Consider the following 26157-nt stretch of genomic DNA (forward strand, 5'->3'; position numbering starts at 1 on the left):
CGCCATTCGACTGCAACCCCTTCCACCCTTCGCAGGTCTCCTGTGATTCAACTGCCGCACAGTCACCGGGAGAAACGCCCGTCCCGGTCCGCGGCAGTCCGGACACACCATTCGGTTGTGGATGCCCCGCGCGTCCCGCAGGCAGCAGGAGAGTCCCGCATGCCCCAGCACCTCCGTACGACCCTGGCCACCGCCGCCGCCACCGCGCTGGCGGCCGGGCTGCTGACGGCCGCCACCGGCACCGCCGCGGCCGCGGACCACGCCGCGCCGGCCGCCAACGGCCGCCAGGGCGACTTCAACGGCGACGGCTACCGCGATCTCGCGGTGGCCGCGCCCTCCGCCACCGTCGACGGCAAGAAGGGCGCCGGCGCCGTCACCGTGCTCTACGGTTCGGCGCACGGCGTGGATGCCTCCCGGCGCACCACGCTCACCCAGAACTCCCCGGGCGTCCCCAGGGCCAGCGAGAAGGACGACTACTTCGGCGGCGAGGTCGTCCTCTCCGACCTCAACGGCGACAAGAAGGCCGACCTGACGGTGGGCGCCACCTACGAGGACGGCGGCAACGGCGGGCTCATCACCCTTCCCTCGGACGGCAGCAGCCTCACCGCAACGGGTTCCCGCTACATCGGCCCGTCCGACGTCGGTATCTCGACGGCGGGCGCGCCCGAGTTCGGGAGCGTCATCGCGGGGTGAGGACCGTGTAGCGCGCGGAGGCGGCCCGAGGGCGGCGCAAGCACCAGATCGGGGGCCGCGACTTGAGCAGCCGCGGCCCCCGAGTGGGTGTCAGGCGCCGTGCAAAGAGCCTGACTTGAGGCCCTCGACGAACGCCGTCCAGGTGGGAGCCCCGAACGCGAGCGCCGGACCGTGCGGGTCCTTGGAGTCACGGACGGGCACGATGCCGGGGTGGTCGTCGGAGACTTCGAGGCAGTTGCCGCCGCTGCCGTCGCTGTGGGTGGACTTGCGCCAGGTGGCGACCTCCAGGCAGTTGCCGCCACTGCCGCCGCTGTAGCTGGACTTGTACCAGTAGGCGGTGCTCAGGTCGTACTCACTACTCACGGGAATATGCCTCCGCCGCTGACTCGATCAGGGCCAGTGACGCTTCCGGTGACAATGCGCTGGCTCCCACGAGATCGTAGGCCAGTTCGTACCGCGCCACCGTTGCCGGGTCGTCCAGCAACTGCCCTGTGCCTAGGCCGTCAAGGTACGCGAGCGGGGGCGCGTCAGTGAACGCCATTAATTTCAGTGAGCCTTCCAGAGCGGCATGGGCACCCGCCGCAAACGGCAACACCTGCACGATGACCCGGTGCTTCCGGATCAGCTCGGTCACATGCCACAGCGCCTCCGCCATCACCTCCGGGCCGCCGGTCCTGCGGCGCAGCACCGCCTCGTCCAGGACCACCCACAACAACGGGGTCGTTGGATGGTCGAGAACCCGCGCGCGTTCGAGGCGGGCCGTGACCGTCTCCTCGATCACGTCCTCCGGCGCCGTCGGCTGGTACGCGCGGCAGACCGCCCACGCATACGCTTTGGTCTGCAACAGGCCCGGAATCAGCTGCGGCGCGTACTCCCTGATCGCCTTGGCGACGGCTTCCGCCTCCGCCGCCTCCGCGAAGTGGTCCGGGTACTTCGACTTCTTCGCGGCTTCGCAGTTGCGGACGAAGTAGCCGTCCGTTCTGAGGATCTCGTCCATCTTGACGGCGTATTCCATCTGCATCCGCCGTGTCCCTGCCTCCAGCTGGCCGATGAACGAGCCGCTGACGAAGAGGGGACTGCCGAGTTCCTCCTGGGTGAGGCCCGCCTCTTCACGTTTGTGTCGTAACTCGGCCCCGAGCATGGCGCGGGGTGACGAAGACGGGTCGAGGGGCTTGGGTCCGGGCATCGCAGCAACTCCCTGTTACACACGATCGGTTGTTGGGTCTGCGTCTCTATGCAGGCTAGACCTGTAGCCGCCACGCTGTGTGCACAACGGGAACACTCAGCGTGGAAGGTGATGGAGAGAAATGTTGACGGCGCGTGATCGGGTACGGCAGGCCGAAGTTGTCATGGTGGAACTACAGACCGCACTCCGAGCAGTGGGGGTCACCCTGCCCTCCCTCTGCGTCGACCCGGTGTCGTGCGCGAGCAGCGTCATGGCGCCACTGGTCGAGCTGGGGCGCTGCAATCTGGACACCGCCCAGCGCCTCGCGGACGTACTGGCGGAGTACGCCAAGACCGCCGCTCCCGGGCATGGCACGGAGGAGCGGCAGCCGTGATCCCGGCGCTCGGCAGCTATGCGGTGGACGGGCGGGACGGGCGCGTCGGGCGGGTTGTGGGCCACGAGGGACCGTGTGTGCAGCTCCGGCCGCCCGGCGGCGGCCGGTCGTGGAACTGCCCGCCGTACTTATTACGCGCCGCCCCGCCCTCCGCCGTACTGGCGGCCCGGGTCAGAGAACTGAACTGGCAGAGCCGGATGCCGTGACCGGGGATCGCCGGGCGGCACGGGCGTGGGGCCGGTCCAGCTCTTCCGTCCGGTTGACGAACCCGCGTACGTCAGCCCGGGATGTGGACGCCCTCGGGGTGGGCCGGCGTTCCGGATGTGGCCGGGGCCGGGGGTGTGCCGGCCGCTGGGGTGGTGGTGCCGGGGCTGCGAGGACTGTCGGAGTCGTGGTGGTCGTGGTTCAGTTCCGTCCGCATCTGCCTGCTGAAGCCGAAGAAATAGGTGGCGAGGAAGCCGGTGAGGTAGCCGACGGCCAGGCCCAGGGCGTAGACGACGAGGGTGGTGGTGATGCTCTGGTTGCCCTTGACCAGGGGGAAGAGGGCCCAGCCGGAGGGGCCGATGGCGGTGGAGCCGACGGTGTCGCCGAGTTGGTTGAACAGGCCGACGAAGCCGCCGCCGAACGCGCCGCCGAGGCAGGCGGTGATGAAAGGGCGGCCCAGGGGGAGCGAGACGCCGTAGATCAGGGGTTCGCCGACGCCCAGGAAGCCTGCGGGGAGGGCGGACTTGATGGTCGTACGGATCGAGCGGTTGCGGGGGAGGCGGAGGTAGACGGCGATGGCGGCGCCGACCTGGCCCGCTCCCGCCATGGCGAGGATCGGCAGCAGGACCGTATAGCCCTGCTGCTCGATGAGGGTGGTGTGGATGGGGATGAGGGCCTGGTGGAGGCCGAGCATCACGAGGGGGAGGAAGAGGCCGCCCAGGACGAAGCCGGCGAACGCGCCTCCGTGGGCCAGCAGCCAGCCGGCGAACGAGCCGATGGCGGTGGAGACCTCGCCCGCGACGAACATCAGGCCGAAGATCGTGACCAGGCCCGTGACCAGGACGGTCAGGGTGGGGGTGAGGAGCACGTCCAGTGCCTCGGGGACCCGGAGCCTTCCCCACGCTCTCGCATGCGCCCGGCCGGGGAAGACCCCGTTGCGGCACCACTTCTCCACCCGGACGGCGAGCAGCGCCGCGGCCAGTGCGCCGAGGACGCCGCCCTGGCCCGGGGCGAGCTTCTGGCCGAAGGCCGTGATCTGGGCGATGCCCGGGAAGACGATGATCGCGGCGACCGCGCCGCCCAGGATCGGGGTGCCGCCGAACTCCTTGGCGGTGTTGTAGCCGACGAAGACGGCGATGAGGGACATGAAGCCGGAGGCGATGGCGGCCAGCGCCGGGACGACGGACGGCAGCCAGCCGAGGTTGGTCAGCAGGCCGTTGATCCCGGCGACGATGCCGCAGCCGATCAGGGCCGGGATCAGCGGGACGAAGATATTGGCGATCCGGCGGAGGAACAGCTTCACCGGGGTGGCGTTCCGGGACTTCTGCCGGGCCTTGAGGGCGGCGCCCTGGGCGGCCAGTTCCTCGGCGGTGGCGGCGGGCGGGGCGGCGCCGGGCGGGGCGGTGGCGAGCGAGGCGGCGGCCTCAGGCGTGGGTTCCGGGGCGGAGGGTGGTGTGGCGGCCAGGGGGCCGGCGACCGGCGCTGCGGCCTTCGGTTCCGGGGGCGGTTCCGTGCTGCGGGCCTGTTCGGCCAGGCGCTCGAACTCGGGGGTGACCCGGGCGACCGTCCCGGGGCCCAGCACGATCTGGTACGTGTCGTCCTCGACCACGCCCAGGACGGCCGGCAGTGCCTTGAGGGCTTCGTCCTGGACCAGGGAGCGGTCCTGGATGCCGAGGCGGAGCCGGGTCATGCAGTGGGCGATGGAGGTGAGGTTCCTGGCGCCGCCGACGAGAGGGAGGATCGCGGCGGCGGTGGCGCGGTTCTTGTCTTCGGGCATATGCGGTGCCTTGCTGTGGAGACCAACCAGAGGAGGAGTGGGCGGTGCGGGACGGGCTGAGGCCCGGCCCGGGGCGGTGTGTGTGAGGTGGTGGGGTGGGGTCTTCGAGGGGCGGCAGGACGTAGCGGGTCAGAGCGTCAGAGGGCCTTGGCGGCCTGGAGGGCTTCGCGGAGATGGCCGTCGGCGGCTTCCAGGAGGCGGGCGGCGGTGGGGCCGTCGACTCCGCCGAGGAGGGTGAGGATGGCGTTCTTCACCTCGCCGTTCGTGATGCGGAGCGCCGTCTCGATCTCCAGGTCGGTGGCGCCGGTGGCGAGCGCGACGATGCGGCGCGAGCGGGCCCGCAGCTTTTCGTTGGTGGCGCGGACGTCGACCATCAGATTCCCGTAGGTCTTGCCCAGGCGGATCATGGTGATGGTCGAGAGCATGTTGAGGACCAGCTTCTGGGCGGTGCCCGCCTTGAGCCGGGTGGAGCCGGTCAGGAGTTCGGGGCCGACCACGATCTCGATGCCGTGCTCGGCGGCCTCGGCCAGTGCGGAATCGGCGTTGCAGGACAGGCCGATGGTCAGGGCGCCCAGGTCACGGGCGTATTCGACGGCCCCGATCGCGTACGGCGTGCGGCCGGAGGCGGAGATGCCGACGACGGTGTCCACGTCCGTCAGGCCGATGCCGGTCAGATCCTCGACGGCGAACTTCTTGCTGTCCTCGGCGCCCTCGACGGCGGTGACCATCGCCGAGGGGCCGCCCGCGATCAGCCCGAGCACCTCGGAGGGATCGGTGTTGAAGGTCGGCGGGCATTCGCTGGCGTCCAGCACCCCGAGACGGCCGGCCGTACCGGCGCCCGCGTAGATCAGCCGGCCGCCGCGGGCCATGCGCGCGGCGGTGGCGTCGATGGCGGCGGCGATCTCCGGGAGCCGCAGGGCGACGGCGGCGGGGACGGTGGCGTCCTCGCAGTTCATCGTGCGGGCGATGTCCAGGGTCGGGCGGCGGTCGATGTCGGCGAGCTCGGGCCGGAAGGCCTCGGTGGTGAGGGTGTCCAACTGGGCGCGCAGATGGGCGTAGCCGGCGGTGGAGGTCATGGCGTGACGGCTCTTTTCGGGTCGGGCTCGTGGGGGCCGTTGCTGTTCGGCTGCCTCGCCGCGGGGCGCCGCCGTGCCCGCCCGCGCCGTCCGGGCGGCACGGGCCCGCAGCGGCGGGTCAGCGAGGTCAGCGCTGGTTGTTGCGTGGTGAATGGCGGTGGGCGAGGGCCTCGTAGGAGGCGGAGAGCGCGGGGGCCGCGGTCTCGTACGTACGCTGCGCGACGCCTATGAACAGGCAGTCCACGACCAGCAGCTGGCTGGTCCTGGACGACATCGCGGCGGGGCGCAGCTCGCTCTCGCGGGCCGTGGACGTGGTCAGGATGTAGTCGGCGTACGAGGCGATCTCGCCGTCCGGGCGGCCGGTGATGGCGATCGTCGTGGCGCCGTGGTCGAAGGCCACCCGCAGCGGCTCTATGACATCGGTGGTCCGGCCGGAGTGTGTGATCGCCAGGGCGACGTCACCGGTCCGCATCTGCACCGCGTTCGTCACGGCCAGATGGGGGTCCGCGTGCGCATGCGCGATCAGGCCGATGCGCAGCAGCTTCTGGACGAGGTCCTGGCCGACGAGGTTGGAGGCCCCGATGCCGTACACATCGATGCGGCGGGCACCGGCGAGCGCGGCGACGGCGGCTTCGAGCTGGGTGACGTCCAGCGCCGCGGCCGTGTCGGCCAGGCACTGCTGCTCTTCCTGCGCCAGCTTTGCGACGACATCGACGAGGGAGTCGTCGACCGCTATGTCGGCGGTCACCGCGGGGGCGCCGCCGGCCGCCTGCTGCGCGGCGAGCGCGGCGAGGGCGAGGCGCAGATCGCGGTAGCCCGGGTAGCCGAGCAGCCGGGACGTCCGCACGACGGTGGCTTCGCTGGTGCCCGTGCGCTCCGCGAGGCCGGTGACGGTGAGGGCGGCGCAGCCGGCCGGGTCGCTCGCGACGGTCTCGGCGACCCGCTGCATGGAGCGGGTCATCGTCGGGGCGAGGGTGCGGACCTTGGCGGCCAGTGCGGCGGGGGCGGGTGGGGCCGGGGCCGGTCGGGTCTCGACGGCCACGTCCTTGAAAGTTTCCTTCACGCTACTGCTCACGCTTGAAAAGTAATTTCATCGACGCCCGGCGTCAATACCCTCTGTGAGTGCTGTGGACAAAGTGCATGATCCCCGCCGCCGGCTGTGGACAGCGCCGATCGCCGGTGGAGGGTCGGGGACAATGGGGGCATGGAGCTGGAACAGGCATTGCACGCCGCGCGGGCGCTGGTGCTCGCCGACCTGATGGCGGACAAGGTGGCCGACGCCGACATCGTCTCGCTCGTGGAAGATGCGGTCGTCCACCGCCGGTGGTGGGTGGAGCAATGGCCTGAAGGCGCGGCATTCGTCGCAGGACTGATAGCGCAGGACGTCCAGGACGCCCTGCTGGACCGGTACGGCCGCTGGCCGCTGTGTCCCGTGTGCACGGAGTCGGGCGATCCCCATGCGCTCGATGTCGAACCGGAGTTGGGGCCCGATCCGCATTGGGTCTGCCCCAAGACGGCGGTCGCGGTGGCGCCGGTCGGGCAGCTGCGCGCTCCCATGGAGGGCTGAGGTGGTTGATGGTGCGGCGGGCTGACGTGGCAAACGGGCCGGCGGGCTGACGTGGCGATCTACATCGATCCGCCCACGTGGCCCGGGCACGGCCGGATGTGGTCGCATCTGGTCAGCGACCGTTCCTTCGACGAACTGCACGCCTTCGCGGCCGGGATCGGCGCGCCCCGGCGGGCGTTCGAACGCGACCACTACGACCTGCCGGCCGAGCGGTACGGCGACGCGGTGCGTGCCGGGGCCGTGGAGGTCGGCAGCAAGGAGCTGCTGCGCCGGCTGACGGCCGCGGGCCTGCGCCGGCCCAAGAACCGGCCGGCGCCGCGGGGATGAGGCCGTCGGCGCGGTGGGCGTGAGGCCGTCGGCGTCGCGGGTGTGAGGCCGCCTGCGTCGGCCCGGAAGCCGTCGTCCCGCGGCACCCCGGTATCCCGTCACCCGGCGCCAGCCGTGCCCCCGTCCCCCCGTCCCCTCGTCCCCGTACGGCCCGCTGCGGCGCGTCGTAGCGGCGGCAGGATGGCGGGCCCCCGCACGATGGGCCTGACCGCGCGCCGTACCGAAAGGGGACAGCCATGTCAGCCGGCGAACCGGGCCGGGACCCGGCCACCACGCTCGACCCGGACTACAGCAGTGAGGACGCCACGGCGACCGCATGGCCCGCGGCCATCGGCGGTATGACCGAGGCGGAGATCTTCTGGCTCTCCACGGTCCGGCCCGACGGCCGTCCGCATGTCACCCCGCTGCTCGCCGTCTGGTCGGACGGCGCCCTCCACTTCTGCACCGGTCCCGGCGAACGCAAGGCCAAGAACCTCGAAGCCAACACCCACTGCGTGCTGACGACCTCGACGGCCGGTGGCAACGACCTGCATGCGGGGCTCGATGTGGTCGTCGAGGGCGACGCGGTGCAGGTCAGCGACGAGCCGACGTTGCGCCGGCTGGCCGATCTCTATGAAGAGAAGTACGGCAGCGACTGGCACTTCGACGTCCGCGACGGCGCCTTCCACGGAGAGGGCAACCGGGCCGTGGTCTTCCGGGTCGAGCCGGTCACGGCCTTCGGTTTCGGGCGGGGGGAGACGTACAGCCAGACGCGCTGGAGGTTCGACGGCGGGGAGTGACCGGGGGGAGGAGGGGGCGGCGCCGTGGCATCTTCCGAGGCGCGCCCCCGCCCTGGGCTCAGTGCTGCTGCCCCGTTGCTCCCGTTGCCCCCGTTGCCTCCGCGGCCTTGCGCAAATCCGGTGCGGGGGTGGCGGCGGCCGAGGAGGCGATCAGCCGGGAGCGGCTCGTCGTGCGGTGCAGCCGGAAGGCGAGAGCAGTCGTGCCGACGGCCCCCGCGGCCAGCGCGGCGCCGGTCCAGGCCACGGACGGGTAGCCCCAGCCCGCCCCGATGGTCAGGCCGCCGAGCCAGGGGCCGAGGGTGTTGCCGATGTTGAAGGCGGCGGTGGTGGTGGCGCCGGCCAGCGTCGGCGCGGCGTTCGCCACGTTGAACATCCGGGCGTTGAGCGCCGGGGCCGTGGTGAACGCGGTCACCCCGAGCATCAGGGAGAGCGCGACGGCGGCGAGGGGGCTGTGCGCGGTCAGCGCCAGGACGGTCAGCACGAGCGTGGACGCGATGATGCCGCCGAAGAGCGTCCCGAAGAGGTGTGCGTCGGCGATCCGGCCGCCGATGAACGTACCGATCAGCGCGCCCACGCCGAAGAGCGCCAGCACCGTCGGCACCCAGCTCTCGGCCAGGCCGGCGGTGTCGGTCAGCAGCGGCGAGAGGTACGAGAAGAGCGCGAAGACCGCGGCGCCGTTCAGGGCCGTGGCGGTCAGCGCCAGCCAGACCTGCTTGTCCTTGTAGATGGTCAGCTCGCGGCGCAGCTGCGGGCGGTCGTCGCCGGTGGGCACGGCCGTACGCGGCACCAGTGCGACCACGCCGAGCAGACCGATCGCGGCCAGTCCTGAGACGGCCCAGAAGGCGGCGCGCCAGCCGGCGTGCTGGCCGAGCAGTGCGCCCGCCGGGACGCCCGCGATGTTCGCGATGCTCAGACCGCCGACCATCACTGCCATCGCGCGGGCCCGTGCGGTCACCGGCACCAGCGAGACGGCGACCGCCGCGCCGACCGCCCAGAATCCGGCGCAGGCCAGCGCGCTCACCACGCGGGAGACGAACAGCACGCCGTAGGACGGTGCCAGGGCGCCCGCCACCTGGCCCAGGCCGAAGACGGCGAGCAGCGCGATCAGGGTCGTCCGGCGCGGGAGCCGGAGCGTCGCGGCGGCGAGCACCGGGGCGCCGACCACCATGCCGATGGCGAATGCGGAGACCAGGAGTCCGGCCTGCGGAATCGAGACCTGAAGGTCGCGGGCGAGCGGCTGGAGGATGCCGGAGAGCATGAACTCGGACGTACCGAGAGCGAAGACGGACAGGCCGAGGACGTACACGGCTATGGGCAGGCGGGCGCGGTCGGGCGGTGCTGGCATATCAGCTACTAACAGCGGTAGGACGGCTCACATTCCCGGTGGACGCGGCCCCGGGGCGGCTCCGGGGCGGCCCGGGGGACACGCCCTACGCACCCCGCAGCAGATCCAGCTCGGTGGCGAGGTTGCGGCGGGCGAGGTGTTCCCAGCGGTCGTAGCCGCGGGGGGTGCGGAACAGGCGGGGCAGCGAGAGGAGTTGGGAGAGCACGGCGGAACGGCCGGCGAGGAAGTCGGGGTCGGGGACGAAGGCGTACTCGTCGCGGACCGCGGCGGCGTAGGCGGCGTAGTCGTCGGGGGAACCGGCGAGCACGGCGAGATCGGCGTCACACAGGACCTCGCCGTCGGGGTCGTCGGGCGCCGGGTCGTGGGTGACGGTGAGCCGTACCAGGCGGGCGACCTCGGCCGTGCGGGCGGCGCCGATGCCCAGCTCGGGCAGGGCGCGTTCGGCGAGGGCCGCGCTGCGTTCCTCGTTCTCGGAACGGTCCGGGCGGTAGACGGCGTCGTGGAACCACGCCGCCAACTGGACAGCGGACAAGTCGTCGGCGTGCTCCGCCAGTTCGTCGATGCGGTAGAGGACCGCGGCCAGATGATCGACGGTGTGATAGCGGCGTTGTGGTTCGCGCCAACGGGACAGGAGGTTGTCCGCGTACGGGGCGGGGTCGGTGGTCGTGGGGTTCTTCTTGCCGCGGGCCTCGGCGACGGTCACGGCCCAGCGCTGCCGCAGCTCCGGCGCCGGGTCGGTGCTGTCTGCCGTACGGGACACGGAAGTCATGCCAGCCATTGTGCCCCGGGCCCCGGGAAACCGGGCCGGAGGGCGGTGTCCGGTCAGGTGGTGACGTGGTCAGGTGGGTGGCGTGGTCCGGCGGGGCGTCCGCCCGGTGGCCGGTCGTCGGCGGACGGTCATCCGGGTAGGTGTACGGGTGAGGCGTACGGGCGGAATCCGGTCGCGCCGGTGGTGAGGTGGCCCCGGGAAGGCCGGGTGGCCCTTACTCTGGGATATTGGACTAGACCTGTTGTGGTGGCGGTCCGTCTCGTCACGCCGTCGCCGTCGCCGTCGTCATTGCTTTCGCTATCGCCGTCGTCACCGTCATCAAAGGATTGGGTCATATGAGCAAGCGCGCGCTCCTGGAGGTGATCGCGCTCGGCCCGCAGGACGCGGTCGCCGCTCAGGCCGGCGGGGCCGACCGCCTGGAGCTGGTCACGGACATGGCGGCCGATGGGCTCACCCCGCCCCGGGCCACGTTCGCGGCGATCCGGGCGGCTGTCGACATTCCGCTCCGGGTGATGCTGCGGGCCGCCGACGGCTTCGCGGCCGGGGAGGTGGCGGCGCTGTGCGAGGAGGCCGCGGCGCTGCGGGCGGCGGGCGCCGAGGAGTTCGTCCTCGGTTTTCTGACGCCGGACGGGCGGCCGGATCTCGATGCGGTGGCGGCGCTGACCGAGGTGATCGACGGCTGCCGGTGGACCTTCCACCGGGCCATCGACCGGGCCGCCGACCGGGACGCACTGCGCAAGGAGCTGTCGGCGGCGGCCGGTGCCGCGGGGCTCGACACCTATCTGACGGCCGGTGCCGCGCAGGGCGTCGACGAGGGGCTGACGACGCTGCTGGCCGAGCAGGCGCGTACGGCGGCGGGCGAGCAAGGGTATGCGCCGCGGATCCTGGTCGGCGGCGGGCTCGGGCTCGGCCATCTGCCCGCCCTGCGGGCGGCCGGTCTCGACGCGTTCCACATCGGGGGAGCAGCCCGGCCCGCCGGCTGGTCGGCACCGGTGGATGCGGCGGCGGTGCGGGAGTGGCGCCAGGCGCTGGACCAGCCCGTCGCGCAGCGGGCCTGACCCGCCCCCAACGGGCCCCGGGCGCAGCTGCGCCGCCCCGGGCCACCGCACGCGCACCCGCGCCCTGGGGCCCGCCGCTCGCCCGCTTCCTCAACTCCCTTCGGCATGGCACTGTGTGACGGGTGTCACGGCAGCAGGACCGGGGGAGGGTGACACGGCATGACCGGCATGGGGATGAAGCCGCTCAGTGGCGACGATCCGCAGCGGCTCGGCGTCTACCGGCTGCTGGGGCAGCTCGGCTCGGGCGGCATGGGGCGGATCTATCTGGCGCGGTCCACGGTGGACGGCTCGCTCGCCGCGGTCAAGACGCTGCTCGCCGAGGGCGTCGTCAGCGACACCGACCGGCGGCGGTTCGCCCGCGAGGTGACGCTGGCCCGGCGGATCGACAGCGCCTATACGGCCCGGGTGCGGGACTCCGACCCGGACGCCGAGCGGCCCTGGATGGCCATCGAATACATACCGGCGCCCGCGCTGTCCGAGCTCGTCCGCAGCGCGGGACGGCTGCCTGGCTCGGCGGTGCGCTGGATCGCGGCGGGCACCGCGAAGGCCCTGGTGCTGCTGCACGACGCGGGCATCGTCCACCGGGACGTCAAACCCCAGAACATCCTGCTGCCGCTGGACGGGCCCCGCCTCATCGACTTCGGCATCTCGCACGCCAACGACATCACGCGTACCTCGCTGACACTGGGCACCATCGCCTTCACCTCGCCGGAGCAGGCGCGCGCCGAGCCGTCCACCACGGCGTCCGATGTGTACTCGCTCGGCGCCACGCTCTTCCACCTCGCCGTCGGCCGCCCGCCCTACCCCGACACCGTCGACACCATCCGGCTGCTGACCCTCGTGCAGCGCGGGGAACTCGACCTGACGGGGCTGCCCAAGGAACTCGCCCCGCTGATCCGTCCCTGTCTGGCCTCCGATCCGGGCGAACGGCCCGAACCGGCCGACGTACTGCGGCAGTTCCTGGAGGAACTCGACCGGGCGCCCACGTCGCAGCGCGGCGAACGCTGGCTGCCGCCGCGGTGGACCGCACTGATCGAGGCGTACGAGGCCAGGGGGCGGGCGTTACGCGAGGGCGGGGAGGGGCTCACGGTCGATGAGCGGACGCGGCCCGTGCCGCCGCCGGACCCCACCCGCCTCTACACCGCGGAGCACGCCGCGCAGGAAGAGGCGGCGCGGCGGAAGGAGGAAGAGCGAGCGGCGCACCGGAAGGACGAGGAAGAGCGGGCGGCGCGCCGAAAGCAGGAAGAGCTCGCCGCGTGCCGGAAGCAGGAGGAGCGGGCCCGCGCCGAGTGGGAGCGCGAGGCGCGCGAGGCCCAGGAGCGCAAGGCCCGCGAGGCCCGGGAGCGCAAGGCGGAGGAGAACCGCAGGCGGGCGGCGGCCGGGGCGCGGGCGACCGCGGAGAACGAGAAGAAGCAGCGCCGCGCACGCGAGGAGCGGGAGCGGAAGAAGCGCGCCGAACAGGCGCGGCAGGAGCAGCGAGTGCGGGCCTCCGGGCAGACCGGCGTGGCCTCCTCGTCCCGGTCCTCCTCGTCCTCCTCCCGGACCGCGTCCGCCCCGCAGACCGGAAAGGCCGCCACGTCCCGGCCGTCGTCCGCTGCGCAGCCCACCGCGCAGTCCGCCGACTCCTCGGCCGGCTGCTTCTGGGGGGTGATCGCGGTCATCGCTCTCGTGGTCTTCATCTGGAAGCCCTGGGACGCCGGCGACACGGCCGGCTCGACGAGCAGCGGCACGTCGAGCGGTTCGTCGAGCGGTACGTACACGAGCGGGGGGACCGGTTCGACGCCGACGACCGGTACGTACACGAGCGGTGGGCTGGGTTCCGCGCCGACCCGCGGCACCTCCACGACCGGCGGGACCACCTCGGCGCCCACCACCTCCGCGCCCACGACCGCCGTGTCCCGCACCCCCAGCGCGGCCGACCGCGCCTTCACCTCCGTACGGACCGGCGACTGCCTCGACGCCTACCAGAACGGCTACGGCAGCTGGAGCCGAACGGCACCGCAGCAGGTCGGCTGCGGTGCGGCGGACGCCTATCTGCGGGTGCTGCGGGTGACCCGGTCCGGGGGCGGCTGCCCGTCCGGCGGGGGACGCGGCAGCTGGTGGCACACCGGTGAGGACTACGCGTTCACCAACCTCTGCGTGGAGCGGCAGTTCCGCCGGGGCCAGTGCTTCCTGGCCAAGTCCGGGGCCGGCCGGCCCGGCCCGGCGAACCTCCTCACCGCGTGGAGCTGTGGCGCCGGGCGGGTGCCGTCGGAGTTCAGCTACATCATGCAGGTCACGGCCGTCCTGCCGGCCTCGGCGGGCACGAATGCGTGCCCGGGCGAGCCGGGCCGCTACCGCTACTCGTGGAATGTCTACGACGGCCGGACCATGATCTGCGCCAAGGTCGCCTGACGCCCGCCGGCGGCCGGCCGCTCAGCGGTCGGCCAGCTGTTCCGGCAGCGCCGCCGCATGCACCACCGTCAGGCCGGACACCGGCCGGGTCAGGCAGACGTACAGGCGGCGCAGGCCGGTCCGTTCGTCCGGCTCGCCGTCGACGACCGCGGCCGGCTCGTCCAGGACGACGTAGTCGTACTCCAGGCCCTTGGCGAGCGTGGCCGGCACCAGCGTCAGCCGGGCCTCGGCCGAGGTCTCCTCGCCGGGCGCCAGACAGGACACGCCCGCTGCCTCAAGGGCCGTGCGCAGCGCCGGAATACGGGCCTCCGCGGCGATCAGGCCGACCGAGCCCTCCTTCGTCAGCGCCTCGTCGCAGGCCGTGAGGGTGGCATCGGTCAGGTCCGCCGGCTCGACCGTACGGATCTCGAAGTCACCCGCCGACTCGCGGATGGAGGTGGCCTCCGTGAGATCGGGGGCGATGGCGGGCAGCAGCCGGGACGCGTAGGCGATGACCTCGCGCGGTACACGGAAGCCCTGGGTGAGCTCCTCGACGGCCGAGCCGGGCTTGCCCAGGTGGGTCAGCGCCTCCTCCCAGGTGTTGGTCGCCCAAGGGGTGGTGCCCTGGGCGATGTCGCCGAGCACGGTCGCGGAGCCCGTCGTGCAGCGGCGGCCGACCGCGCGGTACTGCATGGGGGAGAGGTCCTGCGCCTCGTCGAGGACCACATGACCCAGTGACGAGGTGCGCGCCACCAGGTCCATCGCCTCGTCGATCAACACCGCATCCGCGGCGGACCACTTGGCGCTCTTCACGCCGCGGGCCGGCTTGGTCCACAGGATGGTCTTCTGCTCCTCGGGCGTCAGGATCCCCTCGGCCTGCCCGGCCAGGAACTCCGCGTCGCCCAGCAGCCGCAGCACCAGCTTTGCCGGGTCGACCGGCGGCCAGACCGCCTTGACCGCGGCCTTCACCGCGGGGTTGCGGGCCACCGCGTCCTGCACCCGGTCGTCCGGCGCCTCGCCCGCCTGCTCCATCCGGACCAGCACGGCGTGGGCGATCCGCTGCGGCAGCGCCTCGCGGGCCGCGCCGTAGCGGATGTCACGGTCCGTCAACTCCTGTACGAGCTCTTCGAGTTCATAGGCCGGTACGCGCCAGCGGCGGGAGCCGCGGACAACCACACAGGGCTCCTGCGGCATCGCGATGTGCGAACGGACCGCCCGCCGCAGCACCTCCGCCATCCGCGCGTCGCCCTTGACCGTCGCGGCGGCCGCCTCGTCCGTGCCGCGGACGTCCACATGCCCGACCAGGTCGTCGACCGTGGCCTGCTTGACCTCCAGCTCGCCGAGGGCCGGCAGCACCTGTTCGATGTAGTGCAGGAACGAGCGGTTCGGGCCGATGACGAGGGTGCCGGACCGGGCCAGCCGCTCACGGTGCGCGTACAGCAGATACGCGACACGGTGCAGGCCGACCGCCGTCTTTCCGGTGCCCGGCGCCCCCTGCACGCAGACCGAGCCGCCGATGCCGGCCCGCACGATCTCGTCCTGCTCCGGCTGGATGGTGGCAACGATGTCCCGCATGGGGCCGACGCGCGGACGCTCGATCTCGGACTGGAGGAGGCGGCTGGTTTGTTCCGCCTCCGCGGGGTCGGTGAGGTGCTCGTCCTCGTAGGCGGTCAATTCGCCTGCCGTGTAACCGAAACGGCGGCGCAGCCCGAGGTCCATCGGGTCCTTCTTGGAGGCCCGGTAGAACGGCTGGGAGACGGGCGCGCGCCAGTCGATGACCATGGGGTCGCCGTCGGCGTCGTGGACGTGCCGCCGCCCGATGTAGAAGTTCTCTCCCGCGGCACCTTCGGCGAGGTCCATGCCGGGGGCATGGAGATAGTCGAGGCGGCCGAAGAAGAGCGGGGTGTGGGAGAGGTCGGCGAGCGCCTTGATCCGGGCGTCGATCTCGCCCTGGAGGACCTCGGCGTTGACCCAGTTCGCGGTGACGTCGGCGATGTTGAGCGCCTCGGCGTCTTCACGCATGGCCCGCAGGGCGGCCCGGGAGGCGGCCAGGTGGGACTTTTCGCGCTGGAGGGGGTCGGGGCCCGCGGCCGCTTCGGCCGGGGCGGCGGCGCCGGCCGGGGCGGCGGGCTCGCCGGGGTGGGGGCCGGGTGACGACGGGCTTTCGGCGTGCAGCGCCGTCGTCGAGGGATGGTGGGCGTGCGAGGGCACGGCGTTGCCTCCGGTGGCAGGTACTTCGGCGGGCGCGCGCCGAGGTGCGCGGGCGCGGCGGGCCGGTGTCGGTGTGCGGCGCAGGTGATTGCGCCTCGCGGGTCAGCGGCGTGAAGCGAAGGGCCGACCGGTTTCCGACCGGCAGGCGGCACTCCTCGACGGGAGGCAGGCAGACGCGCGATTGTAGTCAGCGGCTCAGCAGGGCGCCAACGGATTTCCGCGCGCCCGCGGCGGCCGTTCCGGGGGCGGACGGCCCTGAGGAGCCGTAGGTGTCCCTTAGGGGGAGGCGTGGGCCTGGAGTCTGACGTCCGGGGCCTCAGGAATGGACCTATGGACCGATGTGCTGCAATCGCGTGAAATTCATCATGGAGGCATGAGCAGCGCAGCGATTCCCCCAGGTTCTGTCCACCCCGTCTCCCTCCACCCGGTCAAGGGCGCCACGGCCCTCGGCGCGGACCCCGGGCGCGGTGCGGCGCCCGCCCACGAGCATCGCTATGTCGTGGGCAATGCGCTCCGCGCCGTCAAGGTCTTCGCCACGGCCGCCTTCAGCGTCGTCGTCATGGGCGAGTACGCGGATGACCCCTCGGACTGATTACTGAGTCCGTGGCCGACTGATGCCACGGACGACCGGCTCCGCGGGAGAAGCCGCCTCCGGGGCGCCATCCGGATGACCGAAAACCGTTACGGACAGTAGGCCCCGTTCCACTAGCGTCACCACAGAGGGTGCGCTCAGGGCAACGGGGAGGGGTCGAAGGGTGTCTGCCGCCGACGGGACGCGGACGGGGAGACCGGTCCGGGGGCAGGGCATCGCCCGTCCTCGCGTGGTGCTCGCAGCGGCGCTGCTCATGGCATCGCTGGCCGGACTGTGGATGCTGTACCAGGTCCAGCCGCTGCCGATGTCCGATATAGCGGTCTACCGCGCCGAAGGCCAGGCGGCCTCGGTCGGCGGTGATCTCTACGGCTTCACGGTCACGAAGTGGGCGCTTCCGGCCACCTACCCGCCGTTCGCCGCCGTGCTCTTCATACCGACCACCTGGCTCTCGCTCGGCACGCTCAAGATCATCGCCGTCCTCGTCAACGCGGCCCTCCTCGCGCTGCTGGTCCACCTCTCCTGCAAGGCCGCCGGCCTCGGCAAGGCCGACCGCACCGCCCCCGTCGTCCTGGCCGTCACCGCGCTCGGCCTCTGGCTGGAGCCCGTCTTCCAGACCTTCGTCTTCGGGCAGGTCAATCTCGCGCTGACCTGCCTGGTCCTGTGGGACCTCTCCCGTCCGGACGGCGCACGCCTCAAGGGGTTCGCCACCGGCATCGCGGCGGGCATCAAGCTCACCCCCGCGATCTTCGCCGTCTATCTCCTCGTCACGGGCCGGGTGAGGGCGGCCTTCACCGTCCTCGGCGGGTTCCTGGCCTCGGCGCTGCTGGGCTGGCTGGTGCTGCCCGCCGCCAGCATCGAGTTCTGGACGCAGCGGATGTTCGAGACCGGCCGGGTCGGCAAGGTCTGGATCGTCGACAACCAGTCCCTCCAGGGGCTGATCGCCCGCGTGCTGCACGACCCCGAGCCCGGCCTCCTCTGGGCGGTGCCCGCGCTGCTGACCGCCGCGGCCGGGCTCTACGCCGCCCGCCGGGTGTATCTGCGGCGCGGCCTGGACAGCTGGGGCGTGCTGTGCACGGCCGCCACGGCGCTGCTGGTCTCGCCGATCAGCTGGTCCCACCACTGGGTCTGGTGTGTGCCCCTGCTGGTCGCGCTCGCCGCCCGCACCCGCGGCCACGCCTGGCGCAGGGCGCTGCCGGCCGCCGTCACCCTCGCCTTCACCGCCCGCACGATGTGGATGATCCCGCACACCGGCGATCTCGACCTGTACTTCTCCTGGTGGCAGCAGCCGTTCGCGGCCCCGTACCCCCTGCTCGGTCTCGCCCTGCTGGCGGCCGTGTTCTGGTGGACACGGCAGCTCCCCGGCGTCTCCGGCGCACCGGGCGGCCGCCTCCCGGCGCCGCGCGTCGAGCAGCAGCTGTCCAGCGGGTCCCGGGCGGGCTGAGCGGGACGGATCGCCAGGTATCCGGGCGGGGCGCCCGCCCGGTACCAGGCCGCCGCCCCGTTCAGCCGGCGTACCGCGAGACCGCCGCCTCAGGCCTCCTCGTCCGCCGCCAGCAGCTCGTCCGCATCCACGATCCGGTACGCATAGCCCTGCTCGGCCAGGAAGCGCTGGCGGTGCGCCGCGAAGTCCTGGTCGATGGTGTCGCGCGCGACGACCGAGTAGAAGCGCGCCTCGTGCCCGTCCGCCTTGGGCCGCAGCACCCGGCCCAGCCGCTGGGCCTCCTCCTGGCGCGAGCCGAAGGTGCCGGACACCTGGATCGCGACCGTGGCCTCCGGAAGGTCGATGGAGAAGTTCGCGACCTTGGAGACGACGAGCACCGAGAGCTCGCCCTGCCGGAAGGCGTCGAAGAGCTTCTCGCGCTGGGCGTTGGTCGTCTCGCCCTTGATCACCGGCGCGTCCAGATGCTCGCCCAGCTCGTCCAGCTGGTCGATGTACTGCCCGATGACCAGCGTCTGCTCGCCCTGGTGGCGGCGGACCAGCGCCTCGGTCACGTACTGCTTGCTGGCGGTGGTCGCACAGAAGCGGTACTTCTCCTCCGTCTCGGCCGTCGCATACGCCAGCCGCTCGGATTCGGTCAGGTTGACCCGTACCTCGACACAGTCCGCGGGGGCGATGTACCCCTGCGCCTCGATCTCCTTCCAGGGGGCGTCGAAGCGCTTCGGCCCGATGAGCGAGAAGACATCCGACTCCCGGCCGTCCTCGCGCACCAGCGTCGCGGTGAGCCCCAGCCGCCGCCGCGCCTGAAGATCGGCGGTGAACTTGAAGACCGGTGCGGGCAGCAGATGCACCTCGTCATAGATGACCAGGCCCCAGTCCCGGGAGTCGAACAGCTCCAGGTGCGGGTAGACGCCCTTCCGCTTGGTCGTCAGCACCTGGTACGTGGCGATGGTGACCGGCCGGATCTCCTTCTTCGTCCCGCTGTACTCACCGATCTCCTCCTCGGTCAGCGAGGTCCGCTTCACCAGCTCGTGCTTCCACTGCCGGGCCGAGACCGTGTTCGTCACCAGGATCAGCGTGGTCGCCTTGGCCTGCGCCATCGCGCCCGCCCCGACCAGCGTCTTGCCCGCGCCGCACGGCAGCACGACCACACCCGAGCCGCCGTGCCAGAAGCCCTCGACCGCCTGCTGCTGATACGGCCGCAGCGCCCAGCCGTTCTCGTCCAGCTCGATCGGGTGCGCCTCACCGTCGACATAGCCGGCCAGGTCCTCGGCCGGCCAGCCCAGCTTGAGCAGCGTCTGCTTGATCTGCCCGCGCTCCGACGGGTGCACCACGACGGAATCCGGGTCCAGCCGCGCCCCGACCAGCGGCTGCACCTTCTTCGACCGGAGGATCTCCTCCAGCACGGGGCGGTCGGTGGTGGTCAGCACCAGCCCGTGCGTGGGGTGCTTGGTGAGCGTGAGGCGCCCGTAGCGCGACATCGTCTCGGCGATGTCGACGAGCAGCGCATGCGGCACCGGGTACCGCGAGAACTGCACCAGCGCGTCGACGACCTGCTCGGCGTCGTGCCCGGCCGCCCGCGCGTTCCAGAGCCCGAGCGGGGTCACCCGGTACGTATGGATGTGCTCCGGCGCCCGCTCCAGCTCGGCAAAGGGCGCGATGGCCCGCCGGCAGGCGTCCGCCAGCTCATGGTCCACCTCCAGCAGCAGCGTCTTGTCGCTCTGGACGATGAGGGGTCCGTTCACGCGCCTCGCCTTTCGCTTCCCGGCCGTCGACCGCTGGGACCGGCCACAGACCTCGACCGTTGATCACGACCGCAGACATCGACCGCAGATACGGCCAAACGTCCAGTGTGCCGCATCGCCGCGGCGGTCGTCAGCGATGGACGGCGGGCCCCGCGCGCGAAGGAAAGCACGGCAGGCGCCGAGGCCCGCTCAGACCGAATCGTCCGCCAGTTCCGCCACGCCCGTGATCCGGTGCAGCGGGTACGTCCGGACCTCGTCGGAGGTGTGGTCGTAGGCCGTCACGAAGCCGCCCTCGACGCGTACGGGGGCGATGACGCGCTGGCTGGCCGCACCGTCGGCGTTGACATAGCCGATCCACAGGGCGGAGTGGGTCAGGACCGCGGCCTGCATGGTGGCGAGGGTCTCGGCGGAGGTGGTGCGGGGGAGGGCGCCGGAGGCCGGAGCGGGGGCGTGGACGGGCTTGCGTTCCGCGGTGGCGGCGAGGTCGCCGGCGCGGATGGCGCGCACCGCTGCGGTCAGCAGGGTGGGGTCGGGGGACGGCGGGCCGTCGGGGACCGGGACGGGGGCGGTGCGCGGCGGGGTGCGGTGGGTGTCGGCGCGGGCGATCAGTACGTCACCGGCGGCGGACTCGGCGGCCGGGGCGTAGCCCATCGCCCGCAGGCCGTCGAGGAGCTGGTCGGGGGCGGTCTGGGCGGCGAGCACCGTCGGGGCGATCCGGCGCAGCCGCAGGGTGGCGGCGCGGCGGTCGGCGAGGATCTCGGAGAGCAGCGCGTCGTCGTCGCAGCGGACGTAGGCGGTGGCCGCGCCGACCCGCAGCCGGCCGTGCTTACGGGCCACATCGTCGATGAGGTAGGCGAGCGGCTGGGGGACCGGGGTGCGGGAGTGGGTGGTGAGGAACTCCTGCAACTCGGAGGCGGAGCGGCCGGCGTCCAGGGCACGGCGTACGGAGGCAGGGGTGAAGCGGTAGACCGTCGCGCCGCCCTTGGACTCGATGTCGGCGAGGACGCCGAGCGCGTCGGCGAGCGGGCGGTGCAGCGGGCCGGGGGCGACGGCGGTCAGGTCCGCCTGGAGGAGGACATGGTCGACGGGTTCGGGGAGGAGGGGAGAGAGGACGGCGGCGGCGCGGGTCGCGGCGGCGTGGGTGTCCGCGGGGGTGGGGTCGGCGGTGGTGTGCGACGTGGCGTCGATCAGCACGCGCCCGTGGGTGGCGAGGGCGCCACGGCCGGTCACGCCGAGCAACTCGGCCTCGGTCAGGGTCCATTGGGCGAGGCGGGAGCGGAGGTCGTCGACGGGGTCGGGCGCGGACCCGGCGGGGCCGGCCGGGCCGGTGGCGCCGTCGGCGGCGGCCGCCGCCGACGGAGTCCGGCCCGCGGCCGGTGCCGGAGCCTGGCCCGCGGCCGCGCCGCTCCGCAGCGGACGCTCCCACCGCAGCCGCGAGCGGACCGCCAGGGCCGGTACGGACGTGCCGGGCGGCAGGGTGGCGAGGAGGGAGAGGGCGCGGCGGCGGACCTCGGGGGCCGGGGACCGGTCGAGGTGCGGGCCGAGGGCGGCCAGCGCGCGGCCCTTGGCGTCGGCGGTGCCGACGACACCCGGGGTGCGGGTCGCGGCGAGCCAGCCGGCCGCCAGCACGGCCCAGCGCTCGTGGTCGGGCAGTTGCAGCCACTCCTCGGCGGCCGGGGTGGCCCCGAACCGCTCGTCGGCCTCGCCGTCGGAGGCGATCAGCCCGGCCGCGTAGGCGAGTTCGAGCCAGAAGGCCGCGAGCTGCTCGGTGGTGTCCAGGGCGGCGGCGGTCCGCTTGAGGTCGCGGACGCTCATACCGCCGGCGCGCAGCACGGCCGGTCCGCCCAGGTCCCACTCCTTGAGCAGCTCCTCGACGGTCGCCAGCGCGGTGAACGCCTGGCTCGCGGCGGCGTTGTCCACAAGCTGTGGATCGCGTTCCGTGGCGGGCGCGAGGGCGGGCGGAACCGGCTCGGCGGTGTGATGGGCGCGCCCGCCGCGCAGATGGAGCGCCGCTTCCCGCGGCAGCACGACATTGCGGGCACCCGCGGCGATCAGCAGGCCCCGGTCCAGCAGCCACTGGAGATGCGGGGCCGGACGGTCGGTGACCCCGCCGTAGGGCGGGCCCCACAGCAGCTTGTCGAGGACGGCGACGGATTCGGCGGGCGCGGTGTCGAGCAGCGCCGCCATCCGGGAACGGTCGGAGAACAGCCCGGTGAGCGCGGCGGCCGCGGTGACCGGGTCGTGGGTGGTGGGCAGCCCGGCCGCGGCGATGATCTCCTGAAGCCGCCCCGGCGACATCCCCGCCATGGCCTCGGCGACGGTCGGGCCCAGGCCGGTCGGCGACGGATGCGTGGCGCTGGGGCTGAGCAGCTCACGGGCCGTACGCACCAGCCGCAGCCGGTCGTCCGGGCCCCACACCAGCGCCTGCGCACGCAGCTCCGCGACCGCCCGGGGCAGCTCGGCGGCGACCGCAGGGTCCCCGGCGTCCCCGGCCATCAGCGCGCCCAGCGTGTCGTAGGGGCACGGGTCGGGCGCCACCGCCAGTGCCTCGGCGGTCTGGAGCGCGAAACGGTCGAGGCGCTCCACCGCGCGCACGACCGACGCCCGCGTCCCGGCCCGGGTGGCGAGCTGGGTGACATCGCCGGGAACCGGATTGAGCAGGTCGGGACGGGCCCGCAGCAGCCCGACGAGCCCGCTGTCGGTGCGGGTCCTGAGCTCCTCGGCGAGGGTGCGGGGTGTACCGGTCATTCGTCCTACGTTAGCGGGGCGGGGCCGGACGGGGGACCGTGTGGCGGCCCACTGTGCGCGCAGCGTCGCCACGGCACCCGGACGCCACCCCGTTCCGTCCCCCGCGGCCTCCGGCCCGTCGGCGGGCCGAAGCGGTACCGTCGGGGCAGCAACCAGCGGACGCCGCAGGGGATTTCGTGGGGATCGAGAGCGATCAGCTCGTCTATGACTATCTGAGCCGGGTGGGCGACCTGGCCCAGCAGCGGGGACTGCCCGCCGCCACGCGGATGCGGCTGGTCACCGGGCTGCGGGCCGAGATAGACGGCCAGCAAGCCGATTCGGTGTCCGGCGTGAAGCGGATTCTGGCGCGGCTGGGGACGCCGGAGGCGGTGGTCACGGCCGCGGGGCGCGCGGACGACCGGGTGCCCGGGGCGTCCCGCGGCGGCCCGTCGGCGCGGCCGGAGCCGACGGGCCGCCGCGCCTCGGCAGCGGGGCCCGCCGTTCCGGCCGGCCGGCCGCCCGCGGAGCCTTCGCGGCCCGCGGAGCCGCCCCGGCCGTGGACCGCCGCACGCGAGAAGCTCACCGGTCTGGCCTGGCGCAGCGGGCTGACGGGTAAACCGTCCGCGAACGGCAAGGACTCTCCGCCCGGCAAGAACTCCCCGTACGGCAACGACTCCGGGCCCGGCACGGTGCCCGCCCCGCGCGACGGGGCGAGGGCCCCCGCGCCGTCCGTTGGCCTGCCCCCGCATCTGGCCGGTGCGGACGAACTGGGCGACGACGACGCGCCCGACTGGTGGCGGGTGGAGCCGGCGCCGTTCGGGCCGGGGGAGACCGTGCCGGGGTTCGTCGGCGGCATCGAGATCCCGGAGATATGGGACCGGCCGAAGAGCGAGCGCCCGCTGTCGTTGCAGAAGGACGGCGCGGACGGGGACGAAGCGCCGGGCACGGACGCGGACGGCGCGGCGCCGGCGGAACGGACGCTGCCGGGGCTGGTGCGGCGGGTGCTCCGCCGGCGGCGCGGCGTGGCTGCCGAGGCGGCACCTGTGGCCGGAGCCCCGGACGAGGTGGTGGCGCCCGCGCGGGCGCCGCTCAGCCCGGTCCTGACGCTGGCCGTGCTCCTGCTGGTCGCCGGCGCGGCGCTGGGGTCGTGGCTCGCGCCGGCGGGTGGCTGGGGGCTCGCCTACGTATCGCGGCGCCTGAGCCGGACCGAGGCCAAGTTCGCGGCGCTCGGCGTGCCGGGGATCGTCGTCGGCGGCATGGTGGTGTGGCTGTGGGGCCGGTTCGACGGGCGGTGGGGCGAGCCCATCGCCCAGGGACAGCTCGGGCAGGAGATGGCCGAGGGGCTGCCGGGGATCGTGCGGGTGGCGGCGGTCGCCTCGGCGTTGTTCCTGGTGTGGCGGATGCGGCGGGTCCCGCGCTGAGGCCGGGCCCCGCGCTGAGGGCGGGCCCCGGCCCGGCACACCGTCGCAGGCACAATGGCAGGTATGGCTGCACACTCTCCTACGGTCGGCTTTGATCTCGACATGACGCTGATCGACTCCCGTCCGGGCATCAAGGCCGCGTATCAGGAGCTGTCGGCCAGGACCGGCACCGTCATCGACGCCGACCTCGCGGTGAGCCGGCTGGGGCCCCCGCTGGCGGAGGAGATCCGCCACTGGTTCCCCGAGGAGCAGGCGGCGCAGGCCGCCGACCTCTTCCGCGAGCTGTATCCGGAGTACGCGGTCGCGGCGTCGCCCGCCCTGCCCGGCGCCCGGGAGGCCCTCGACGCGGTGCATGCGGCGGGCGGCCGGGTGATCGTGGTGAGCGCCAAGTACGAGCCCAACGCCAAGCTGCACCTGGAGCACCTCGGCCTCGACGTGGACGCCCTCGTCGGTTCCCTGTGGGCGGCGGGCAAGGCGGAGGCGCTGCGCAAGCACGAGGCGCAGGTCTACGTCGGCGACCACATCGGTGACATCGTCGGGGCGCACACCGCCGGCGCACTGTCCGTTGCGGTCGCCACCGGCCCCTGCGACGCCACGGAACTGCGCAACACCGGCGCCGACGTGGTGCTCGGCGACCTGACGGAGTTCCCGTCCTGGCTGGGGCGCTATGTGGCGGAGGGTGCGGACGGGGGCGACGCAGCCGCCGCCCGACGGCGCTGAGCGGTGGCGGAACGGATCACTCCGGCCGCGGCGATCAGAAAACCGAGGCCCATCAGCATGCACACCCAGTAGAAGACGGACGGCAGCGGTTCGGTCCCGAGGAACAGCGGCGCCACCGTGGCGAGAGTGGCCGCTGCGCCAACTAGGAACATGATCGCGCCGATTCGGACCAGCAGATCCCCGGCCAGGGGAGTTTCGTCAGACACCTGACCAGGGTAAGTCGGGGCTTGAAGCACTGAGGATCCACCCGGCGGCGTCTTGTCACCGGCCTTGGGACCATTAGCCTTGGGTGTGGCGGGTCCTGCGGCCCGCTGCACTGCTCTCCAGCCCCTCTCCCGCTCCCGGTTCCGCACGGGCGGGGGAGCCCCACCCCGCAGTTTCCGCAGAAGACCCGGCTCCAGAATTCAACGTTTCTTTCCAACGAGTACGAGGACGAGGACAGACGTGCCTACCGGCAAGGTCAAGTGGTTCAACAGTGAGAAGGGCTTCGGCTTTCTCTCCCGCGATGACGGCGGTGACGTCTTCGTACACTCGTCGGTGCTGCCCGACGGCGTAGCCGCACTCAAGCCTGGCCAGCGCGTCGAATTCGGCGTCGTCGCCGGCCAGCGCGGCGACCAGGCGCTGACCGTGACACTCCTCGACCCCGCACCCTCGGTGGCCGCGGCGCAGCGCCGCAAGCCCGACGAACTCGCCTCGATCGTCCAGGACCTGACCACGCTCCTGGAGAACGTCACCCAGCAACTGGAGCGCGGCCGTTACCCGGACAAGGTGCACGGCGCGAAGATCGCCGGCATGCTGCGCGCCGTAGCCGACCAACTGGACGTCTGAGCAAGCAGGCGCAAGGGCAGCCGCCCCAGGCGTCACACGCGGCACAGCTCACACGCTGCTCAGCTCACACGCTGCATACCTCACACGCTGCATACCTCACACGAAGTGCAACGCATCGCGGCCGAGGGGCGGAACCAGCCCCTCGGCCGCGGCGCGGGTGAGCAGTCCGCGCACCGCGGCATAGCCGTCCTCGCCGAGGTCGGCGGTGAACTCGTTGACGTACAGCCCGATGTGCTGGTCGGCGACCTTGGGGTCCATCTCCTGGGCGTGCTCCAGGACGTACGGCCGGGAGGCCTCGGGGTCGTCCCAGGCCATCAGCACGGAGCTGCGGACCGCCGCCGCGAGCTCGCGCAACGCCCGCTCGCCCAGCGACCGCTTGGCGATGATCGCGCCGAGCGGGATCGGCAGACCGGTGGTGAGCTCCCAGTGCTCGCCCATGTCGGCCAGGCAGACCAGGCCGTAGTTCTGGTACGTGAAGCGCGCCTCGTGAATGACCAGGCCGGCATCGACCTTGCCGTCCCGCACGGCCGGCATGATCTCGTGGAACGGCAGCACCACGATCTCCCCGACACCGCCCGGCACCTCGGCCGCCGCCCACAGCCGGAACAGCAGATACGCGGTGGACCGCTCACTGGGCACCGCGACCGTCTTGCCCGCCAGATCCGCGGCCGGGCCCTGCTCCCGGGTCAGCACCAGCGGCCCGCAGCCGCGCCCCAGCGCCCCGCCGCAGGGCAGCAGCGCATAGTCGTCGAGCACCCACGGCAGCACCGCGTACGACACCTTCAGCACATCGAACTCACCGCGCTCGGCCATGCCGTTGGTGAGGTCGATATCGGCAAAGGTGACCGCCAGCTCCGGCGCGTCCGGGACGCGGCCGTGCGCCAGCGCGTCAAAGACGAAGGTGTCGTTCGGGCACGGCGAGTACGCGATGTTCAGCGGCCGGGTCAC

25 protein-coding genes are annotated in these 26157 nt (G+C 72.8%); 13 read left to right on the forward strand and 12 right to left on the reverse strand.

Annotated features, from left to right (window positions below; translation table 11 throughout):
• Positions 1-159 precede the first annotated feature (159 nt).
• A complete protein-coding gene (locus tag IF67_RS0130725) occupies positions 160-693 on the forward strand; it encodes an FG-GAP repeat protein (protein WP_030991196.1) in 534 nt (177 codons plus the stop codon).
• A 90-nt stretch (positions 694-783) separates the two neighbouring features.
• Here IF67_RS0130725 and IF67_RS0130730 read toward each other — a convergent pair whose 3' ends face one another.
• Together IF67_RS0130730 and IF67_RS0130735 are read right to left on the reverse strand one after the other, a co-directional pair.
• The gene (locus tag IF67_RS0130730) at positions 784-1062 is read right to left on the reverse strand and encodes a DUF397 domain-containing protein (RefSeq protein ID WP_030991198.1); all 279 of its coding nucleotides are present in this window, start codon (positions 1060-1062) and stop codon (positions 784-786) included.
• Entirely contained in the window at positions 1049-1879 is an 831-nt protein-coding gene (locus IF67_RS0130735; protein ID WP_030991200.1) for a helix-turn-helix domain-containing protein, read from the reverse strand. Before IF67_RS0130735 ends, IF67_RS0130730 begins: the two co-directional genes overlap by 14 nt.
• Before the next feature lie 121 nt (positions 1880-2000).
• Between IF67_RS0130735 and IF67_RS0130740 the strand changes: the two genes are divergently transcribed.
• Both IF67_RS0130740 and IF67_RS45295 read left to right on the forward strand, forming a co-directional pair.
• Positions 2001-2252 carry a hypothetical protein gene (locus tag IF67_RS0130740; protein ID WP_051818758.1) on the forward strand — a complete coding sequence of 84 codons (252 nt, stop codon included), beginning with the start codon at positions 2001-2003 and terminating at the stop codon, positions 2250-2252.
• Positions 2252-2458: a hypothetical protein gene (locus tag IF67_RS45295; RefSeq protein ID WP_078889734.1), complete on the forward strand. Its 207-nt coding sequence runs from the start codon at positions 2252-2254 to the stop codon at positions 2456-2458. The genes IF67_RS0130740 and IF67_RS45295 overlap by 1 nt, the downstream gene beginning before the upstream one ends.
• 71 nt (positions 2459-2529) lie before the next feature.
• Here the strand turns inward: IF67_RS45295 and IF67_RS0130745 are convergent, their stop codons facing one another.
• The 3 genes from IF67_RS0130745 to IF67_RS0130755 all read right to left on the reverse strand — a co-directional run bounded on the left by IF67_RS0130745 (position 2530) and on the right by IF67_RS0130755 (position 6384).
• Entirely contained in the window at positions 2530-4233 is a 1704-nt protein-coding gene (locus IF67_RS0130745) for a PTS transporter subunit EIIC (protein ID WP_030991202.1), read from the reverse strand.
• A 137-nt stretch (positions 4234-4370) separates the two neighbouring features.
• Positions 4371-5309: an N-acetylmuramic acid 6-phosphate etherase gene (gene murQ / locus IF67_RS0130750; RefSeq protein WP_030991204.1), complete on the reverse strand. Its 939-nt coding sequence runs from the start codon at positions 5307-5309 to the stop codon at positions 4371-4373.
• A gap of 127 nt (positions 5310-5436) precedes the next feature.
• Positions 5437-6384 carry an SIS domain-containing protein gene (locus IF67_RS0130755; RefSeq protein ID WP_078889728.1) on the reverse strand — a complete coding sequence of 316 codons (948 nt, stop codon included), beginning with the start codon at positions 6382-6384 and terminating at the stop codon, positions 5437-5439.
• Between the two features lie 129 nt (positions 6385-6513).
• Between IF67_RS0130755 and IF67_RS0130760 the strand changes: the two genes are divergently transcribed.
• From IF67_RS0130760 to IF67_RS0130770, 3 genes are all read left to right on the forward strand, one after another.
• Complete coding sequence (locus IF67_RS0130760; RefSeq protein ID WP_030991207.1) at positions 6514-6876, forward strand: hypothetical protein; 363 nt, start codon at positions 6514-6516, stop codon at positions 6874-6876.
• 51 nt (positions 6877-6927) lie between these two features.
• Positions 6928-7203 (forward strand): DUF4031 domain-containing protein, encoded by a 276-nt coding sequence (locus IF67_RS0130765; RefSeq protein ID WP_030991209.1) that lies wholly within the window; start codon positions 6928-6930, stop codon positions 7201-7203.
• Positions 7204-7439: 236 nt separating this feature from the next.
• Positions 7440-7982, forward strand: a complete 543-nt coding sequence (locus IF67_RS0130770; RefSeq protein WP_030991211.1) for a pyridoxamine 5'-phosphate oxidase family protein — start codon at positions 7440-7442, stop codon at positions 7980-7982.
• Between the two features lie 58 nt (positions 7983-8040).
• Here IF67_RS0130770 and IF67_RS0130775 read toward each other — a convergent pair whose 3' ends face one another.
• Together IF67_RS0130775 and IF67_RS0130780 are read right to left on the reverse strand one after the other, a co-directional pair.
• Positions 8041-9327, reverse strand: coding sequence for a Cmx/CmrA family chloramphenicol efflux MFS transporter (locus tag IF67_RS0130775; protein ID WP_030991213.1), 1287 nt, complete (start codon positions 9325-9327; stop codon positions 8041-8043).
• Positions 9328-9412: 85 nt separating this feature from the next.
• Positions 9413-10096 (reverse strand): hypothetical protein, encoded by a 684-nt coding sequence (locus IF67_RS0130780; protein ID WP_030991214.1) that lies wholly within the window; start codon positions 10094-10096, stop codon positions 9413-9415.
• A 335-nt stretch (positions 10097-10431) separates the two neighbouring features.
• Here IF67_RS0130780 and IF67_RS0130785 point away from each other — a divergent pair, with 335 nt between their 5' ends.
• Positions 10432-11154 carry a copper homeostasis protein CutC gene (locus tag IF67_RS0130785; protein ID WP_030991216.1) on the forward strand — a complete coding sequence of 241 codons (723 nt, stop codon included), beginning with the start codon at positions 10432-10434 and terminating at the stop codon, positions 11152-11154.
• Between the two features lie 159 nt (positions 11155-11313).
• Entirely contained in the window at positions 11314-13548 is a 2235-nt protein-coding gene (locus IF67_RS40495; RefSeq protein ID WP_051818760.1) for a protein kinase domain-containing protein, read from the forward strand.
• A 21-nt stretch (positions 13549-13569) separates the two neighbouring features.
• On the opposite strand, the gene IF67_RS0130795 is transcribed toward IF67_RS40495, so the two are convergent.
• Positions 13570-15738, reverse strand: coding sequence for an AAA family ATPase (locus tag IF67_RS0130795; protein ID WP_030991220.1), 2169 nt, complete (start codon positions 15736-15738; stop codon positions 13570-13572).
• Between the two features lie 373 nt (positions 15739-16111).
• Here IF67_RS0130795 and IF67_RS0130800 point away from each other — a divergent pair, with 373 nt between their 5' ends.
• Together IF67_RS0130800 and IF67_RS0130805 are read left to right on the forward strand one after the other, a co-directional pair.
• Positions 16112-16330, forward strand: coding sequence for a hypothetical protein (locus IF67_RS0130800; RefSeq protein ID WP_030088574.1), 219 nt, complete (start codon positions 16112-16114; stop codon positions 16328-16330).
• 163 nt (positions 16331-16493) lie between these two features.
• On the forward strand, positions 16494-17771 hold the full coding sequence (locus IF67_RS0130805; RefSeq protein ID WP_030991222.1) for a glycosyltransferase 87 family protein: 1278 nt from the start codon (positions 16494-16496) through the stop codon (positions 17769-17771).
• Between the two features lie 89 nt (positions 17772-17860).
• Here IF67_RS0130805 and IF67_RS0130810 read toward each other — a convergent pair whose 3' ends face one another.
• Both IF67_RS0130810 and IF67_RS0130815 read right to left on the reverse strand, forming a co-directional pair.
• Complete coding sequence (locus tag IF67_RS0130810) at positions 17861-19513, reverse strand: DNA repair helicase XPB (RefSeq protein WP_030991223.1); 1653 nt, start codon at positions 19511-19513, stop codon at positions 17861-17863.
• A gap of 189 nt (positions 19514-19702) precedes the next feature.
• Positions 19703-22261: a helicase C-terminal domain-containing protein gene (locus tag IF67_RS0130815; RefSeq protein ID WP_030991224.1), complete on the reverse strand. Its 2559-nt coding sequence runs from the start codon at positions 22259-22261 to the stop codon at positions 19703-19705.
• Between the two features lie 176 nt (positions 22262-22437).
• Between IF67_RS0130815 and IF67_RS0130820 the strand changes: the two genes are divergently transcribed.
• Positions 22438-23661, forward strand: a complete 1224-nt coding sequence (locus IF67_RS0130820) for a hypothetical protein (protein ID WP_030991226.1) — start codon at positions 22438-22440, stop codon at positions 23659-23661.
• 63 nt (positions 23662-23724) lie between these two features.
• Complete coding sequence (locus IF67_RS0130825) at positions 23725-24381, forward strand: HAD family hydrolase (protein ID WP_037840065.1); 657 nt, start codon at positions 23725-23727, stop codon at positions 24379-24381.
• Here the strand turns inward: IF67_RS0130825 and IF67_RS42170 are convergent.
• The gene (locus IF67_RS42170) at positions 24327-24587 is read right to left on the reverse strand and encodes a hypothetical protein (RefSeq protein ID WP_078889736.1); all 261 of its coding nucleotides are present in this window, start codon (positions 24585-24587) and stop codon (positions 24327-24329) included. The genes IF67_RS0130825 and IF67_RS42170 overlap by 55 nt on opposite strands.
• Positions 24588-24825: 238 nt before the next feature.
• Here IF67_RS42170 and IF67_RS46050 point away from each other — a divergent pair, with 238 nt between their 5' ends.
• Positions 24826-25209, forward strand: coding sequence for a cold-shock protein (locus IF67_RS46050; protein ID WP_018089689.1), 384 nt, complete (start codon positions 24826-24828; stop codon positions 25207-25209).
• Positions 25210-25305: 96 nt separating this feature from the next.
• Here IF67_RS46050 and IF67_RS0130835 read toward each other — a convergent pair whose 3' ends face one another.
• On the reverse strand, positions 25306-26157 hold the full coding sequence (locus IF67_RS0130835; RefSeq protein ID WP_030991230.1) for a 1,4-dihydroxy-6-naphthoate synthase: 852 nt from the start codon (positions 26155-26157) through the stop codon (positions 25306-25308).

It is taken from the genome of Streptomyces sp. NRRL S-1813, assembly GCF_000719605.1.
Taxonomy (GTDB): Bacteria; Actinomycetota; Actinomycetes; order Streptomycetales; family Streptomycetaceae; genus Streptomyces; species Streptomyces decoyicus.